Source organism: Pseudomonas sp. AU12215 (genome assembly GCF_001675465.2).
Lineage (GTDB): Bacteria > Pseudomonadota > Gammaproteobacteria > Pseudomonadales > Pseudomonadaceae > Pseudomonas > Pseudomonas nitroreducens.
The window spans coordinates 201,585-218,141 of sequence record NZ_MACM02000174.1 but is presented as its reverse complement, the minus strand read 5'-3'; the positions used below and the strand labels follow the sequence as shown (position 1 = coordinate 218,141).

Annotated in this window: 16 protein-coding genes; 4 read left to right on the top strand and 12 right to left on the bottom strand. The window is 66.2% G+C overall.

Annotated elements, in window-relative coordinates; genetic code table 11:
* From A9513_RS29560 to A9513_RS29540, 5 genes are all read right to left on the bottom strand, one after another.
* Positions 1–303 (bottom strand): inner membrane CreD family protein (locus tag A9513_RS29560; protein WP_176707298.1); only part of this gene is annotated, 303 nt, incomplete at its 3' end.
* 188 nt (positions 304–491) lie between these two features.
* Entirely contained in the window at positions 492–1,907 is a 1,416-nt protein-coding gene (creC, locus tag A9513_RS29555; protein WP_065086274.1) for a two-component system sensor histidine kinase CreC, read from the bottom strand.
* Positions 1,907–2,596 carry a two-component system response regulator CreB gene (gene creB, locus A9513_RS29550; protein ID WP_024766524.1) on the bottom strand — a complete coding sequence of 230 codons (690 nt, stop codon included), beginning with the start codon at positions 2,594–2,596 and terminating at the stop codon, positions 1,907–1,909. Before creB ends, creC begins: the two co-directional genes overlap by 1 nt.
* A gap of 65 nt (positions 2,597–2,661) precedes the next feature.
* Entirely contained in the window at positions 2,662–3,183 is a 522-nt protein-coding gene (locus tag A9513_RS29545; RefSeq protein ID WP_065086273.1) for an ATP-dependent zinc protease, read from the bottom strand.
* Between the two features lie 74 nt (positions 3,184–3,257).
* On the bottom strand, positions 3,258–4,511 hold the full coding sequence (locus A9513_RS29540; RefSeq protein WP_065086272.1) for an HD-GYP domain-containing protein: 1,254 nt from the start codon (positions 4,509–4,511) through the stop codon (positions 3,258–3,260).
* Between the two features lie 124 nt (positions 4,512–4,635).
* Here A9513_RS29540 and A9513_RS29535 point away from each other — a divergent pair, with 124 nt between their 5' ends.
* A complete protein-coding gene (locus A9513_RS29535; protein WP_065086271.1) occupies positions 4,636–5,520 on the top strand; it encodes an acyltransferase in 885 nt (294 codons plus the stop codon).
* Positions 5,521–5,526: 6 nt separating this feature from the next.
* Here the strand turns inward: A9513_RS29535 and A9513_RS29530 are convergent, their stop codons facing one another.
* The gene (locus tag A9513_RS29530) at positions 5,527–6,081 is read right to left on the bottom strand and encodes a DUF2780 domain-containing protein (RefSeq protein WP_065086270.1); all 555 of its coding nucleotides are present in this window, start codon (positions 6,079–6,081) and stop codon (positions 5,527–5,529) included.
* A 97-nt stretch (positions 6,082–6,178) separates the two neighbouring features.
* Positions 6,179–6,721, bottom strand: a complete 543-nt coding sequence (locus tag A9513_RS29525) for a DUF2780 domain-containing protein (protein WP_024766519.1) — start codon at positions 6,719–6,721, stop codon at positions 6,179–6,181.
* 294 nt (positions 6,722–7,015) lie between these two features.
* Here A9513_RS29525 and mdtD point away from each other — a divergent pair, with 294 nt between their 5' ends.
* The gene (mdtD, locus tag A9513_RS29520) at positions 7,016–8,452 is read left to right on the top strand and encodes a multidrug transporter subunit MdtD (RefSeq protein WP_024766518.1); all 1,437 of its coding nucleotides are present in this window, start codon (positions 7,016–7,018) and stop codon (positions 8,450–8,452) included.
* On the opposite strand, the gene A9513_RS29515 is transcribed toward mdtD, so the two are convergent.
* Positions 8,453–8,962, bottom strand: a complete 510-nt coding sequence (locus tag A9513_RS29515) for a RimK/LysX family protein (RefSeq protein ID WP_065086269.1) — start codon at positions 8,960–8,962, stop codon at positions 8,453–8,455.
* 112 nt (positions 8,963–9,074) lie between these two features.
* The gene (locus tag A9513_RS29510) at positions 9,075–9,284 is read right to left on the bottom strand and encodes a cold-shock protein (protein WP_017520182.1); all 210 of its coding nucleotides are present in this window, start codon (positions 9,282–9,284) and stop codon (positions 9,075–9,077) included.
* Positions 9,285–9,604: 320 nt separating this feature from the next.
* On the opposite strand from A9513_RS29510, the gene dbpA reads away from it, so the two are divergent.
* Both dbpA and yccS read left to right on the top strand, forming a co-directional pair.
* Complete coding sequence (dbpA, locus tag A9513_RS29505) at positions 9,605–10,981, top strand: ATP-dependent RNA helicase DbpA (protein WP_065086268.1); 1,377 nt, start codon at positions 9,605–9,607, stop codon at positions 10,979–10,981.
* 203 nt (positions 10,982–11,184) lie between these two features.
* Positions 11,185–13,380, top strand: a complete 2,196-nt coding sequence (gene yccS / locus A9513_RS29500; protein ID WP_065086267.1) for a YccS family putative transporter — start codon at positions 11,185–11,187, stop codon at positions 13,378–13,380.
* A 119-nt stretch (positions 13,381–13,499) separates the two neighbouring features.
* Here the strand turns inward: yccS and A9513_RS29495 are convergent, their stop codons facing one another.
* From A9513_RS29495 to A9513_RS29485, 3 genes are all read right to left on the bottom strand, one after another.
* Positions 13,500–14,234: an ABC transporter substrate-binding protein gene (locus A9513_RS29495; RefSeq protein ID WP_065086266.1), complete on the bottom strand. Its 735-nt coding sequence runs from the start codon at positions 14,232–14,234 to the stop codon at positions 13,500–13,502.
* A gap of 64 nt (positions 14,235–14,298) precedes the next feature.
* Entirely contained in the window at positions 14,299–15,072 is a 774-nt protein-coding gene (locus tag A9513_RS29490) for a phosphatase PAP2 family protein (RefSeq protein ID WP_037007577.1), read from the bottom strand.
* A gap of 180 nt (positions 15,073–15,252) precedes the next feature.
* A complete protein-coding gene (locus A9513_RS29485; RefSeq protein WP_024766512.1) occupies positions 15,253–16,521 on the bottom strand; it encodes a malic enzyme-like NAD(P)-binding protein in 1,269 nt (422 codons plus the stop codon).
* Positions 16,522–16,557: the final 36 nt, after the last annotated feature.

Sequence of the window (16,557 nt, the reverse complement as noted above, 5' to 3'; positions counted from 1 at the left end):
CGGAGTRAKWCTGAAGACTTCCGGCAGGAAGTACAGCCGCCCGCGCACCTCGCGCTCCTGCAATACGCGCTGCTGGCTGGCCTTGTCCAGGCGCCAGGCGCGAATGGTGCGGGTGTAGGGCACGACCACCAGCGGGCCGGTGAGCTGCTGGCTGTAGCTGGCGCTGCGGGCGATGTCCTGCAGGACCTCGTCGCGGTAGTTCTGACGCTCGTCGACCAGACCGTCGATCATCAGCAGGGGTATCAGCAGGAGGACGATCAACAGCGCGATGGCGCCGAGCTTGATGCCGAGTTGGCGGTTCATCGAAGACTTTCTCCGTGAGTGGACGACGGAGTGAGCGTGGGGTTCGCGCGTGGTGGCGCTCGGGGCGGAATGTGGAGAGTCTGTGGGGATTGTGTGGCTATGGCTTTTCGTAGGAGCGAGCTTGCTCGCGAACCTGCCCCCCACAGCGGAGCATGTTCGCGAGCCAGGACTGGGCGTCCCCCTCAGTCCTACAAGGGCAGGAACAGAGTCGCGCGGACGCCGCCGTCGACGTTCTCCACGCTCAACTCACCGCCATGCAAGGTCGCCACTTCCGCGACGAAGTTGAGCCCCAGCCCGGTGCTCTTGCGGCCACTCGCCGGGCGCGGCAGGGAGTAGAAACGCTCGGTCAGGCGCGGCAGGGCGAACTCCGGAATGGCTTCGCCCTGGTTGAACAGTTCGACGCGCCAGCCCTCGCCATCGGGCTGCGCATCGAAACGAATGACACCACCCGGCGGTGTGAAATCCAGTGCGTTGTCCAGCAGGTTGCCCAGCGCCTGGCGCAGCAGGAAGCGCTCGCCGTGTACCGTCGCCTGCGGCGCGATGGCGTTCTCCAGCTGCACGCCCTGCACCCGCGCCATGCGCTCATCGACCAGCTCGCTGGCCAGTTCATGCAAGGCCACCGGCACGCGCTCCTCCAGTCCCTGGCGCTGCTCCACCTGGGCCAGATTCAGCAAGCGTTCGATCAGCTGCTGCAGGCGCTCGCTTTCCCCCGCGATGTTGCCGACGAAGCGCGCACGCTGCTCGGCGGGCATCTCGCCTTCGAGCAACTCTGCGGCGCCACGGATCGCCGCCAGCGGGCTCTTCAGTTCGTGGGTCAGGGTGTGCACGTAGCGCTCGACGTAATCCTTGCCCTCCAGTTGCACACGCATGCGCTCCACGGCGCCGGCCAGCTGCGCCATCTCGCCCCCGCGATAGCGCGGCAGTTCCGCGCGGCGCCCTTCGCTGACCGCCTGGGCGTAGCGGGTCAGGCGATCCAGCGAGCGGCTCAGCCACCAGGACAGCCCCGCGCCGACCAGCAGGCCGAGCACGATCAGCCCCGCACCGAGCCACGCGAGGCGCCGTTGCGAACGGTCGATATAGGGCTGCAACGTGCGGTTGGGTTTGGAGACCGAAACCACGCCGATGATCTTCTCGCCATCGCGGATCGGCGCGGCGACATACATCACCGAGGATTCCGGGTCGTCCGCCGACTCGCGGCTGGAACGCGCGCCGTACTGGCCGCGCAGGGTCAGGTAGACGTCGTTCCAGCGCGAGTAGTCCTGGCCCACGGCCTGGCCGAGGGAATCCAGCAGGACGATGCCGCGCGCGTCGGTCACGTAGATGCGGTGGTTCACCGCGGTCTTGTTCACGCCCCAGATGTCCGCCTGCGGGCTGCGCGCGCCATAGGCGCGAAGCATCTCGGGCAGGCGGCTCTGGTCGAGGGTGCCGCGCTTCACGTCGGCCTGCAGAATCTCGGCCAGCAGGTTGGCGGTATCCACCAGGGTCTCTTCGCTGGACTGGCGCACGCCGGGGCGGATCTCGTCCATCACCGTGCGCAATACGAACCAGCCGGTCAGCCCGACGAAGAAGAAGTAGACCAGGAAGATCCGCAGCGACAGGCGCATCAGCTCTTGTCCGGCGCGTAGCTGTAGCCCAGGCCGCGGTGGGTCTGGATCGGTTCGGCGGCGGGGGCGACCTGGCGCAGCTTGGCGCGCAGGCTCTTGATGTGGCTGTCCACATTGCGCTCGTAGCCGGCGTCGGCAGCGACGCCCAGGGCATCGAGCAACTGCTCGCGGCTGAACACCCGCTCGGGGCGCGCCAGCAGCGTCTGCAGCAGGCGGAATTCGTGGCGGGTCAGGCTCAGCGGCTGGCCGCGGTAGCGGATCTGGAAACGCTCCTCGTCCACCTCGAACGGGCCATTGCCGATCACCGCGGGGGCAGGCGCTTCACGCGGTGCGGTGCGCTTGAGGATGGCCTTCACCCGCGCGGCGACTTCGCGCGGGCTGAAGGGTTTGACGACGTAGTCGTCGGCACCGATTTCCAGGCCGACCACGCGGTCGATCTCGGCGTTGCGCGCGGTGAGGAAGATCACCGGCACCTCGGAGAAGCGACGCAGTTGCTTGCAGGCTTCGAAGCCGCTGATATCCGGCAGCCCGACGTCGAGGATGACCAGGTCGAAGGCCTCGCGCTGCAGGCGCTCGAGGGCGGGGCCGGCGAGGTTCAGCCAGGTCGTTTCGAAACCTTCGGCCTGCAGGGCATAGAGCAGCGTGTCGGCGATGGCGGCTTCATCTTCGACGATGAGGATGTGGGGCATGGGATTCCGATTCCCGGGAAGGTCCCGGAAGGGTCCACCAAGCCCCGCGCCGCGTCAATCGAGGATCAGGAGCAGTCCGGCTTGCCGGCGACGAAGCGCTCGCCCGCGTCCACCGCGACGTGGAACTTGCGCAGGCCCTTGGCGCCCATCAGGAAGGGGTAGTTGAAGTGGCTGCGGTCGGTGAGGTTGACCTCGATGGTGCGCTGGTCGCCGCCCAGGCACACCGGCAGTTCGATCACCGGGCGCTGGCTGAGGCCGGGGCCGGACTCTTCCTCTTCATCCTCGCCGGCGCCGTCCGAGCGGTTCTTGATCTTGGAGATGCGCGCCAGCTTGTGTTCGTACACCGAGTCGCCGCCATCCTTGGTGGCCAGTTTGAAGCGCACCCAGTCCTCGCCGTCGCGCTGGAAGATCTGGATATCCTTGGCCGACAGCGAGGAGGTGTAGGCGCCGGTGTCCATCTTGGCCTGCAGGGTCTGATCGAGCTCAGGCAGGCTGACCCACTCGTAGCGGCCGTAGAGTTTGGTCTCGGCGGCCAGGGCGAGGCCGGGCAAGGCAAAAAGGGATAGCAGGGCGAGGGCGCGTTTCACGCGGGAACTCCGGGTTGGGCGGGTGTAGCGCATAGGACTATCACGCCCGCCATAGGTTCGCCAGCACACCCGCTTCACGCGTCGAACAACGAGCCGCGCCGGCGGTCCAGCCCACTCCACAGCGCCTCCAGGTTGCGGAAGCCCCATTTGTCCGGCGACTCGCGGCTGACAATGCGCTCGCGGCCCTTGCACCGCGACAGGTCGAGCACCTCGAAGGGAATCGCCGCACGGGTGCGCGTCGAATAGAAGACCTTGACCACCGGCAGCAGCAGTTCCGCGCCCTGTTCCACCACCACTGCCAGGCGCTCGCTTTCCAGGCGCACCAGCGCGCCGATGGGGTAGATGCCCAGGCACCGGACGAAGGCGCGGAATACCTGCTGGTCAAGGTGCCCGCCGCACCATTGCGACATGCGTTGCAGTGATTCGGCCGGGTCCCAGCCGGCCTTGTAGGGGCGGTCGGAGGTGATCGCATCGTAGATGTCGCAGACCGCGCCCATGCGCGCGAACAGGCTGATCTGCTCGCCGGCGAGGCGGTGCGGGTAGCCGGTGCCGTCGAGTTTCTCGTGGTGGTGCAGGCACACATCCAGCACCAGCGCGCTGACATGGCGGCCCTCGCGGAGAATCTCGCCACCGCGCCAGGGGTGCTCGCGCACACTGGCGAACTCGCTCTCGTCGAGGCGACCCGGCTTGTTCAGCACCGCCATCGGCACCGTCATCTTGCCGATGTCGTGGAGCAGCCCGGCAAGGCCGGCTTCACGCACCAGGTTTTCATCCAGGCCGAGCTCCCGCGCCAGGGCGATCATCAAGGCACAAACGGCGACCGAATGCAGGTAGGTGTACTCGTCGGCGGTCTTCAGCCGTGCAAGGCTGATGACTGCGTCGGGATGTCGTTGCATGGAAGCGGCGATGTCACCCACCAACTGGTGCGCGCCCTCGGCATCGACCACGCGCCCCATGCGGGCATCCTGGAACATGGCGAGAACCATTTCCTTGGAGCGGATGCACAGTTGGCGGGCGACTTGCAGCTCGTCCTCCAGGCTGCGCCGGGCAATCGGCGGGGCGAGGGGCGCGGCCGCTTCCCGCGTCTGCTCGGCGGCTGCCGCGCCAGTCTGCGCAGATGTCGGTGACACCGGCAGACAACCGCGGCGGGGGTCGATCAGCACCTCGCGCACCGCACTGTGCTTCAGGCGTCGCAAATCTTCGGGATCTTCCAGCAGGAAGCGCGCGCGCCAGAACGGATGGTTCACCCACGATCCGCACAGCTCGTGCACATACATCCCTAAAGTGACGGCTTCGACGAGAATGCGCAGGTACGGCGAGTCGGACATGGCAGGCCTCGGAGTATGACCCCCAGAGCATAGTCTTCCGGCCACTGCAGCGGGAGGGGCGCTTGGGAACCCTACGTCGGCTGCGTATCATGCTCCAGCCACCGTCGCAAAAGGAAAGGACCCCATGCAGGCACTGACCGGCGTCTTCGCCAGCCTCCTGTTGCTGCTCAACACCCTGATCCTGATCGGCCCGATGCTGCTGATCGCCCTGCTCAAGCTCATCGTTCCCGGACAAGCAGCGAAGGATGCCTGCTCGCGCGGGGTGATGTGGATCGCCGAGACCTGGGCGGAGATCGACAAGGCCATCTTCGCCCTGCTGACCCCGACCGTGTGGGACATCCGTGGCTCCGCCCAGTTGCGCGGCGACACGTCCTACCTGGTGATCAGCAACCACCAGTCCTGGGTCGACATCCCGGCGCTGGTGCAGGCCTTCAACCGCAAGACGCCCTACTTCAAGTTCTTCCTCAAGAAGGAACTGATCTGGGTGCCCTTCCTCGGCCTGGCCTTCTGGGCGCTCGACTATCCCTTCATGAAGCGCTACAGCAAGGCCTTCCTGGAAAAGCACCCGGAGCTCAAGGGCAAGGACCTGGAGATCACCAAGGCCGCCTGCGAGAAGTTCAAGCGCATGCCGGTGACCGTGGTGAACTACCTCGAAGGCACGCGCTTCACCCCGGCCAAGCAGGCCCAGCAACAATCGCCCTACCAGAACCTGCTGAAGCCCAAAGCCGGCGGCGTGGCCTTCGTGCTGGCGGCCCTGGGCGAGCAGCTCGATACCCTGCTGGACGTCACCCTGGTCTACCCGAAGGGCCCGCGACCGGGCTTCTGGGATCTGCTATGCGGCCGCGTGCCGCGTGTCATCGTCGACATCCAGGCACGCGAGATCGACCCCGCGCTATGGCAGGGCGATTACGAGAACGATGCGCAATTCCGCCAGTACGTACAGAACTGGGTGTCGCAGTTGTGGGAACAGAAGGACCAGCGCATCGAGCAGTTGCGCCAGGAGTTCTGAGGCTCCCTACGCACCCCGCCCGGCGACCGGCGCCGCCGGCGTCAGCGGGGTGCCCCAGAGTCCGCCGAGCGTACCGAGCAGTTGGCTGCTGAGGCCCTGTTCGGTGAAGTAGTCGAGGATCACCCCGGCGAAGCGGCCGATCATCGACTGGTCCATGCCCAGCACGCCGAATATCTGGTCGACGTCCTGCAGGTTGTTGATTCCACCCAGCAGCGCCGCGGCGTTGCCCAACCCGCCGAAACCACTCAGCGCCCCACCCAGGTCGCCCAGCGAACTGTTGCCGGCGAGCTGGTCGAGATTCGGCAGGGATTTCTGCAATTGCGCCGTGTCGGTTTCCTTCAGGCTGTTCATCGCCAGCCCCAGCAGGGCACCCGTGCCACCAATGGCCTGCTGCTCGCTGACGCCCAGTTGCCGGGTGAGGTTGCCCAGCAGTGCATTGGCGGCCGGCGGCACGCCCTGGGTTTCAGCGGCGGGCTCGCTGGTGTCGGTGAAGGTAGCGGCGAACACAGGGGACGCGACCAGCCAGGCGGCGGCCAGGAAGACGGCGGAACGGGTGGGCATCGACGGCTCCGGAGAACGGCTGCCCGACCCCAGGTCGGGGCCGGATCGTCGATAGGACCGGTGCCCGGCGCGGCGGTTCCGCGCCGGCCGGCGGATATCAGGCGCCGGTGCCCCAGAGACTGCCCAGGGTGCCGAGCAGGTTGCTGTTGGCGCCCTGCTTGCCGAGGTAATCCAGCAGCACGCTGGAGAATTTGCCAGTCATGTCCTGGTCCATGCCCAGCGCACCGAAGGCCTTGCTCACGTCGCCCATGCTGCTGACGTTGCCCAGCAGGCCGCTGGAAGCGCCGCCGCCAAGATTGCCGAGCTGCCCGCCCAGGCCACCCAGGGCGTTGCTGCCGGTGAGTTTGTCGAGGCCGGGGACGGTCTTCGCCAGCTGCGAATAGTCGGCGGTGCTGAGCTTGTTCTTCGCCAGGCCCAGCAGGGCGCCGGTACCGCCGAGGGCCTGTTCGTCGCTGACGCCGAGCTGGCCGGTCAGGGCGTTGAGCAGGCCGCTGGTCTGCGGGGTGGAGGCGACCCGCGAGGTATCGGCGCCGGTCGCGCCGGATACCGCCTTGGCGGCATCGCCCAGGTTGAAGGCAAATGCCGAGGAAGCCGCCAGCAGGGCGGCCAGTGCGAGGGTAACGCGGGGTTTGACGGACATTGCTGACTCCAAGGGAATACCGGACGCCATATCGACCGGGCGCCGCGGCCGTTGTTCCACCCCGGCCAGCGCGATCGGGCAATGGCACGGCTCGCTCACAACTTCGCCGACCGCTGCGATTGCAGAGCTGTGGCCGGGAACTTTTTCGCTGTTCACCGATGTCCACGGGCGGCCATTCGTACAATCACTGCGGAGCGATCCGCGCGAACATGGTTGTACCCAGCTCGCGGCAATTTCCCCCGCGACCGCCAAAGATTCCCTAAGCTAGAGCCATTCCCGCCTGACGGACCGACCATGAGCGACCCCTTCATTCTCACGCCCCGCGTGGCTCGCCTGCTGCCCTGGCTGGTGGCCATCGCCTTCTTCATGCAGGCCCTGGACGGCACCATCCTCAACACCGCGCTGCCGAGCATGGCCCGCTCGCTGGACGAGGACCCGCTGCGCATGCAGGGCGTGGTGATCGCCTACCTGCTCACCGTGGCGCTGCTGATCCCCTCTTCCGGCTGGATCTCCGACCGTTTCGGCACCCGTCGGGTGTTCCTCTTCGCGATCTTCCTGTTCAGCTTCGGCTCGCTGCTCTGCGCGCTCTCGCCCAGCCTCGGCACCCTGGTCGGCGCCCGCGTGGTGCAGGGTATCGGCGGCGCGCTGATGATGCCGGTAGGGCGCCTGGTGATCCTGCGCGTGTACCCGCGCACGGAGCTGGTGCGCATCCTCAGCTTCGTCACCATTCCCGGCCTGCTCGGGCCGCTGGCCGGCCCCACGCTGGGTGGCTGGCTGGTGGAGTACGCCAGCTGGCACTGGATCTTCCTGATCAACCTGCCGGTCGGGCTGGTGGGCTTCATCGTCGCCCTGCGCCTGATGCCCGACCTGCACGGTGTTCGCGCGACGCGTTTCGACTCGATCGGTTTCCTGCTGTTCGGTGGCGCCATGGTGCTGATCACCATCGCTCTCGAAGGCCTGGGCGAACTGCACATGCCCCACGTGCGCGTGGTCCTGTTGCTGGTGGGCGGGCTGGTACTGCTGGCGGCTTACTGGCTGCGTGCGCTGCGCATCGAAGCACCGCTGTTCCCACCGTCGCTGTTCGCCACGCGCACCTTCGCCGTGGGCGTACTGGGCAACCTGTTCGCGCGCCTGGGCAGCGGCTCCCTGCCCTTCCTCACCCCGCTGCTGCTGCAGATCGGCCTGGGCTTCTCGCCATCGCGGGCGGGCATGACCATGATCCCGATGGCCCTGGCGGCCATGGTCATCAAGTCGCTGGCGCGACCGCTGCTGGACCTGTTCGGCTATCGCAAATTGCTGGTCAGCAACACGTTGCTGCTGGGCGCGATGATCGCCAGCCTCGGCCTGGTCGACCAGGACACCCCTTACGCGCTGCTGCTGGTGCAGTTGGCAGTGCTGGGCGGGATCAACTCGCTGCAGTTCACTGCGATGAACACCCTGACCCTGATCGATCTGCGCGACGACAACGCCAGCGCCGGCAACAGCCTGCTCTCGGTGGTCATGCAGCTATCCATCGGCATGGGCATCGCCTGTGCGGCAGCGCTGCTGGGCGGGTTCACGGGCGATCAGGAAAGCGTGCAGGGCGATGTGCTGTCGGCCTTCCACGCGACCTACTTCAGCGTCGGCATCCTCTCGATGCTGGCGGCCGCAATCTTCTTCCAGCTCAACGCCGAAGACGGCCGCACCACACCACGCCGGGTCGAACCCGAGCATGGTGTCGACGAGCATTGATCAGGGCTTGCAGGTCGGCGCGGCGGTTTGCGTCTTCGAGGCGTCCACCGGCCCCAGGTGTTCCAGGGTGCCACGCCCCAGCAGCACCGGGTAATCCAGGGTCTGGCGGTCGCGCAGGGTGAACTGCTCACGGTAGACCTTGCCGCCCAGGCAGACGTCCATCAGCACCACCGGAGCGCGCTCGACGCCGCTGGCGGTCTTGAACTTGAGCACGCGCTCGACACGCCGCTCGAAAGGCAGGCGCTCTTCCTTGCCGGTCGCCGGGTCAGTCAGCATCACGTCGTACTGTACCCAGCGCTCGTCGTTCTTCTTGATGCGCGTGATGTTGCGCGCGTCCATCACCGAGGTCTGCGCGCCGGTATCCAGCTTCGCCTTGAGGGGGGCCTGTTCGGGCATCAGCATGAGCGTCTCCACCCACCCCCAGGTGGGCTGGGCGGGCGCGTCGGCGGCAAGGGCGCCGCCCGAAACGAGCAGGCCGGCGAGCAGCAGGCGGAAGGCGGGCGATGGCATGGATGGCAGCTCCGGAAAATCGATGGCAGCACTATAGGCGACAAGGACATAGGCAATAAAAAACCCCGGATGTTTCCACCCGGGGTTCTTTTTCGGCTGACGCCAGGGGATCTTAGATCACCTGCACGCGCTCGGCCTGCATGCCTTTCTGGCCCTGCACGACTTCGAAGCTGACCTTCTGGCCTTCGGCCAGAGTCTTGAAGCCGTTACCTTCGATAGCGCGGAAGTGTACGAACACGTCCGGGCCGCTTTCCGGGGTAATGAAGCCGTAGCCTTTGGTCTCGTTGAACCACTTGACGGTGCCGTTCTGACGATTCGACATGGTGTTCTCCTTGGAACGTATTTTTGAAATTAGCCACGAATGGCCAGGAACTGAGTTGCAAGGAGTTACAAGGAGTCGAGCAGGACGGGGTGGAATAACCGACCGCATCAGGTCACGATCGACGGCGACCCATGCAAACACAGTCCGGAAACTCTACGATAAAAATCTGCGGAAAGCGAATCTCTTGAAAAAACCGTTCATCGCTACTTGGAGAAATTCTGACGAGTGGCCTCAAACCCTTGCCATACAGGCTTCTCAGCCCTTTTGAGGGGCTCTCCTGCTACACTGCGCGGCCATATGGATTCACCCGGGCTCCCTTCGTGACCACCTCTGCATTTTCCACCCTCGCGCTGTCGGCCGACCTGCTGGCCAACCTCGATTCTCTCGGTTACCGCGAGATGACGCCGATCCAGGCCGCCGCCCTGCCGGCGATCCTCAAGGGCCGCGATCTGATCGCCCAGGCCAAGACTGGTAGCGGCAAGACCGCCGCCTTCGGCATCGGCCTGCTCAGCCCGCTGAATCCGCGTTATTTCGGCTGCCAGGCACTGGTGCTGTGCCCGACTCGCGAGCTGGCCGACCAGGTCGCCAAGGAGATCCGCCGCCTCGCCCGCGCCGCCGACAACATCAAGGTGCTGACCCTCTGCGGCGGTACGCCCTTCGGCCCGCAGATCGGATCGCTGGAGCACGGCGCCCACGTGGTGGTCGGTACGCCGGGGCGCATTCAGGAACACCTGCGCCGCGGCACCCTCAAGCTCGACGGCCTGAACACCCTGGTACTGGACGAAGCTGACCGCATGCTCGACATGGGCTTCTACGACACCATCGCCGACATCATCGACCAGGCTCCGGCGCGCCGGCAGACCCTGCTGTTCTCCGCTACCTACCCCGACGGCATCGGCCAACTGGCGGCGAAGTTCCTGAAGAACCCCGAGCGCGTGGAAGTGGAAGCACTGCACGACGACAGCCAGATCGAACAGCACTTCTACGAGATCGATCCCAAGCAGCGCCTCGATGCCGTCGTGCGCCTGCTCCAGCATTTCCGCCCGCAATCCTGTGTCGCCTTCTGCCATACCCGCCAGCAGTGCATGGAAGTGGTGGAGCAGCTCAACGCACGCAAGATCTCCGCCCTGGCCCTGCACGGTGACCTCGAGCAGCGCGAGCGCGACCAGGTGCTGACCATGTTCGCCAACCGCAGCTGCAGCGTGCTGGTGGCCACCGACGTGGCCGCCCGCGGGCTGGACATCGCCGCGCTGGAAGCGGTGATCAACGTCGAGCTGTCGCGCGATGCGCAGGTCCATGTGCACCGCATCGGGCGCAGCGGCCGCGCCGGCGAGAAGGGCCTGGCGCTGTCGCTGGTGACGCCGGCCGAAGCCAGCCGCGCCCAGGCCATCGAAGACCTGCAGGGTGCGCCGCTGAACTGGGAGCGCATCGACTTCCTCAAGGCCAACGACGCCCCGCTGCTGCCGCCGATGACCACCCTGGCCATCGCCGGCGGGCGCAAGGACAAGCTGCGCCCCGGCGATATCCTCGGCGGGCTGACCGGCGACGCGGGACTCAAGGGCACGCAGGTCGGCAAGATCGCCATCTTCGACTTCCAGGCGTTCGTCGCCGTGGAACGTGACGTCGCCAGGCAGGCGCTGAAGCACTTCAACGAAGGCAAGATCAAGGGCCGTTCGTTCAAGGCGCGGATTCTCTAGCTCTGCCTGCTTTCTGTAGGAGCGAGCTTGCTCGCGAACCGTACGGTATCGCCGGCAAACCATTGTTCGCGAGCAAGCTCGCTCCTGCAAAGAGCATCGCGCCACGGTTGGTAAGCAGGCGCAGCAGCGTGTCGCGCTCGCGATAGCAGCGCGGCAGACGTTCCGCTAGTCTGAGCAGCAGACATTCGGAAGTCCGCACGCGCATGTTCTCCTCTCCACTGCTCCAGTCTCTGCAGCGCCTCTGGGCGCTGGACAAGTTCGCCTACAGCCTGCGGGTATTCGTTGCCCTCAGCGGAGTCATGCTCACGTGCTGGCTGCAGGGCCGACCGGAGCTGGTGATCCCGCTGTTCCTCGGGGTCATCGCCAGCGCCCTGGCGGAAACCGACGATCACTGGCTCGGCCGCCTGCAGGCGCTGCTGGTGACGCTGGCCTGTTTCAGCATCGCCTCGCTGGCGGTGGAACTGCTGTTCCCCTACCCGCCCCTTTTTGTCGCCGGGCTGGCGCTCTCGACCTTCGCGATGACGCTGCTCGGAGCCCTGGGCGAGCGCTACGCGGCCATCGCCTCGGCGACCCTGATCCTGTCGATCTACACCATGATCGGCGTCGACCAGCGCGGCGGCACGCCCGCCGACTTCTGGCGCGAGCCCCTGCTGCTGGTGGCCGGCGCCGGCTGGTACGGGCTGCTCTCGGTGCTGTGGAACGCGCTGTTCGCCAATCAACCGGTGCAACAGAGCCTGGCGAAGCTGTTCCTCGAACTGGGCGAGTACCTGAAGATCAAGTCAACCCTGCTGGAGCCGCTGCGCCACCTGGATGTCGAGGCCCAGCGCCTGGCCCTGGCGCGGCAGAACGGCCGCGTGGTGGTGGCGCTGAACCAGGCCAAGGAAACCATCCTGGCGCGCCTCTCCCACGGCAGGCCGAGCCCGAAGATCAGCCGCTACCTGAAGCTCTACTTCATCGCCCAGGACGTCCACGAGCGCGCCAGTTCCTCGCACTATCCGTACAACCAGTTGGCCGAGGCGTTCTTCCATAGCGATGTGCTGTTCCGTTGCCAGCGTCTGCTCAACCAGCAGGGCAAGGCGTGCAAGGCACTGGCGAAGGCGATCCAGCTGCGCCAGCCGTTCGACTACAACGACAGCGAACTGGCCCTGGCCGACCTCAACGCCTCGCTGGAACACCTGCGCCAGCAGGGTAACCCGGCCTGGCGCGGCCTGCTGCGCTCCCTCGGCGCCCTGGCGGCCAACCTCACCACGCTGGACCGCAAGCTCAGCGGCGCGAGCAATCCCGATGCGCTGGACGACGAACAGGACAGCACCCTGCTGGACCGCTCGCCGCGCTCGTTCAAGGATGCCCTGGAGCGCATCCGCCTGCAGATTTCGCCGACCTCGCTGCTGTTCCGCCACGCCCTGCGCCTGTCACTGGCGCTGGCTGCCGGCTACGGCGTGCTGCACCTGATCCACCCGACCCAGGGTTACTGGATCATGCTCACCACGGTGTTCGTCTGCCAGCCGAACTACGGTGCCACGCGCATCCGCCTGGTGCAGCGGATACTCGGCACGCTGGTCGGCCTGGTCGCCGGCTGGGCGCTGATCGACCTGTTCCCCAACCCACTGATCCAGTCGCTGCTGGCGGTAGTGGCCGGGGTCGCCTTCTTCGCCACGCGGAGTACCCGCTACACCCTGGCGACGGCGGCGATCACCCTGCTGGTGCTGTTCTGCTTCAACCAGGTGGGCGACGGCTACGGGCTGATCCTGCCGCGCCTGTTCGATACCCTGCTCGGCGCGCTGATCGCCGGCATCGCGGTGTTCCTGGTGCTGCCCGACTGGCACGGGCGCAGCCTGCACCGGCTGGTCGGCGGCACCCTGGCGTGCAACAGCCGCTACCTGCGGGAAATCATGCAGCAGTACGCCAACGGCAAGCGCGACGACCTCGCCTACCGTACTGCCCGGCGCAACGCGCACAACGCCGACGCGACGCTCTCCACCACCCTGTCGAACATGCTGCTCGAGCCCGGCCACTTCCGGAAGGACGCGGAGATCGGCTTCCGCTTCCTGGTGCTGTCCCACACCCTGCTCAGCTACCTTTCCGCCCTCGGCGCACACCGCAACCAGCTGCCGCCGGACGTCAACGACGACCTCATCGCCGAGGCCGCCGAGCGCCTCACCGCCAGCCTCGACGACATCGCCGCGCGCCTCAACGAGCGGCGCCCGGTAGCCATCTACAGCGACGAGGAAGACACGCTGGCCAAGCGCCTGGAAGAGCTGCCCGATGAACAGGATGACGCCCACCGCCTGGTGCAGACCCAGCTGGCGCTCATCTGCCGACAGCTCACGCCATTGCGCACTCTGGCGGCGCACCTGCTGAAGAACGACATCGGCGCGGAGCAGACCGAAGCCGCCTGACGCTTTTGTAGGAGCGAGGGGGACGCCCAGTTCTTGCTCGCGAACGCATTGCACCGGATGGTCAGGCGTGAAACGGGGCTCGTGAGCAAGCTCGCTCCTATAGAGAGCCCCAAGCCCTGTCAGAGACCGTACTCGCGCATCAGTTGGTCGTAGCTGCCATCCGCACGCATCTCGCGGATCGCCTTGTTGAAGGCCTCGATTATCTCGGCATGGTGCGGGTTATGCCGGCCGACAAGAATGTGCAGGCCGTTCTCGGCCAGCGGCACCGGCAGGAACTCCAGCTGCCCCTTGAGTTCGGCGAGGTCGCCGTTGAAATGCACGCGCGCGGTGATCTCGTCTTCCAGCGTCAGGTCCACCCGCCCGGCCTGCAGCATCAGCGCCGCGTTGACGAAGCTGAACACCGGCACCCGCTGCAGTTTCGGGTCGTTGCCGAAGGCCTCGGAGTACGCGTAGCCACGCACCATGGCGATGCGGTACGGATACAGGTCGGCCAGCTTGCCATAGGCAATCGGCGAACCCTGGCGCTTGATCAGGCGCACGCGGTTGACCAGGTAGGGCTCGGAATACACGCCGAAGGACTCCCGCTCCGGCGTATACCAGGCGTCCGCCACCAGGTCGTACTCGCCGTTCGCCACACCGTGCAGCACGCGCGGCCAGGGCACTTCGATGTATTCACTGGCATAGCCGGCGCGCTTGAGCGCCGCCTGTACCAGATGCACCGCCACGCCATTGCCGGGCAACTGGCGGTCCGCATAGGGCGGCCAGCGATCCGCTGCGATGCGCAGCACTTCGTCGGCTTGCGCCGCGCAGGAAACGCACAGGAACAGCAGGGTCAGCAACAGGCGCAGCGGCATCGGGGACGTCGTCCAGGGAGAAGCTCCGGCAAGACTAGACGCTGCCCAGCGCGGCGCGCCAACCTCAGAACAGCATCGCCGCGCGCAGGCTCATGCCACCGCCGGTTTCCGGCACCACCGCCACGTTGTAGCGCTGACTTTCCGGCCCTTCGAGGAACAGGTTGTAGGTGAAGTTGGCGAAGAAGTTGCCCACCGCCATCCCGACCAGAACGTCGGTGGGGTAATGCTTGTCTCCCTCCACACGCGACAGCGCGGTCAGCCCGTCGAGGGTGTAGAGCCCGGCCTTGGCGGTGTAGCGCCAGGTCGGATTCATGTCGATGTAGTCCAGGTTGCGGCGGGTGAAGCTGTTGTGCACGGCCGTCACGGCGGTGTGCTTGGACGGGAAGGAGTCGTCGGGGATTCCGTCCGGCCGCTCGCGCCCGGACCATTCCTTGGCCTCCTCGACGAAACCGGTCACCGCGTAGCGGTCCGCCGCCAGCAAGGTCAGGTTGCGCCCGCGCCAGCTCCATTTCTCCTCGGTACTCACGTCCTTGGGCGACGCCACCAAAGCAGTGACGACGCTCAGGCCGGTGGCGAGGTTGAGCATGCGGTCGGCGGCCTGGTTGGCGTCGCCGCCGAAGAACCAGTCGTGGTTGCTCGCCGATTTCTGCCACTTGTGGTCCCAATTGCCTGCGGCGATCACCGCCGCGCCAGCCACCGGCGCCCAGACGTCGGCGCTGGTGACTGCACGCTGCGCCGAATCCCCCACCCGGTCCCAGCTCATCTGCGGTGCCCCTGCGCAACCGATGAGCGCGGCGCTGGCCGCCAGGGTGGCGACTGCCAGCAAAGTCCGATTCATGATGTTCCCCCATGCGCCCGGCCCGCTCCAGGGCAGCGGACGCGTCAATGCATGAGCAGGGAAGGATAGTCGGGATGATCCTGAAGGCCCCTGCCTTCAGTCATTAATGGGTAACTCTTCGTTTCACTCATCGGAAAAAGAAAAACCCCGCCGAGGCGGGGTTCTCCAGGTCAGACGGAATCAGCCTTTGAAGACGTCTTCCACCGACTGCAGCGGGTAGTGCTTCGGATACGGCAGGGTCGCCACGCCGGTCTCGATGGCGGCCTTGGCCACGGCATCGGAAACGATGGTGATCAGGCGCTTGTCCATCGGCTTCGGAATGATGTACTCGCGGCCGAATTCCAGGGCGGTCACGCCGTAGGCGTCGCACACGTCCTTGGGTACCGGCAGCTTGGCCAGGTCACGCAGGGCCAGGGCAGCAGCGATCTTCATTTCTTCGTTGATGCGAGTGGCGCGCACGTCCAGGGCACCGCGGAAGATGAAGGGGAAGCCGAGCACGTTGTTGACCTGGTTCGGATAGTCCGAACGGCCGGTGGCCATGATCACGTCGTTGCGGGTGGCGTGGGCCAGTTCCGGTTTGATCTCCGGGTCCGGGTTCGAGCAGGCGAAGACGATCGGGTTCGGCGCCATGCGCTGGAGGTCTTCGGCGCTGAGCAGGTTGGCGCCGGACAGGCCAACGAACACGTCGGCGCCTTCCAGGGCGTCGGACAGGGTGCGTTTGTCGGTCTCGGTGGCGAACACCGCCTTGTACTGGTTCAGGTCGTTACGGCCCGCGTGGATCACGCCCTGGCGGTCGATCATGTAGATGTTCTCGACCTTGGCGCCCATGCTCACCAGCAGCTTCATGCAGGAGATGGCGGCAGCGCCGGCGCCGAGGCAGACGATCTTCGCGGTTTCCAGCTTCTTGCCGGCGATTTCCAGGGCGTTGAGCATGCCGGCGGCGGTCACGATGGCGGTACCGTGCTGGTCATCGTGGAACACCGGGATGTCGCACTGTTCGATCAGGGCGCGCTCGATCTCGAAGCACTCGGGTGCCTTGATGTCTTCCAGGTTGATGCCGCCGAAGGTGATGGAGATGCGCTTGACGGTATCGATGAAGGCCTGCGGGCTCTCGGCGTCGACTTCGATGTCGAATACGTCGACACCGGCGAAGCGCTTGAACAGGACGCCCTTGCCTTCCATGACCGGCTTGGAGGCCAGCGGGCCGAGGTTGCCCAGGCCGAGGATGGCGGTGCCGTCGGAAATGACCGCGACCAGGTTGCCCTTGCCGGTGTACTTGAAGGCAAGCTCGGGGTCACGCGCGATTTCGCGGACCGGCTCGGCGACACCCGGGCTGTACGCCAGCGACAGGTCGCGGGCGGTCACGGTCGGCTTGGTCAGCTCGACGCTCAGTTTTCCGGGGCGGGGTTGGGCGTGATATTCGAGGGCAGCGGTCTTGAGATCAGACATTTGGGCACTTCCGCTTTTGTTGCTTGTTGGACAGAC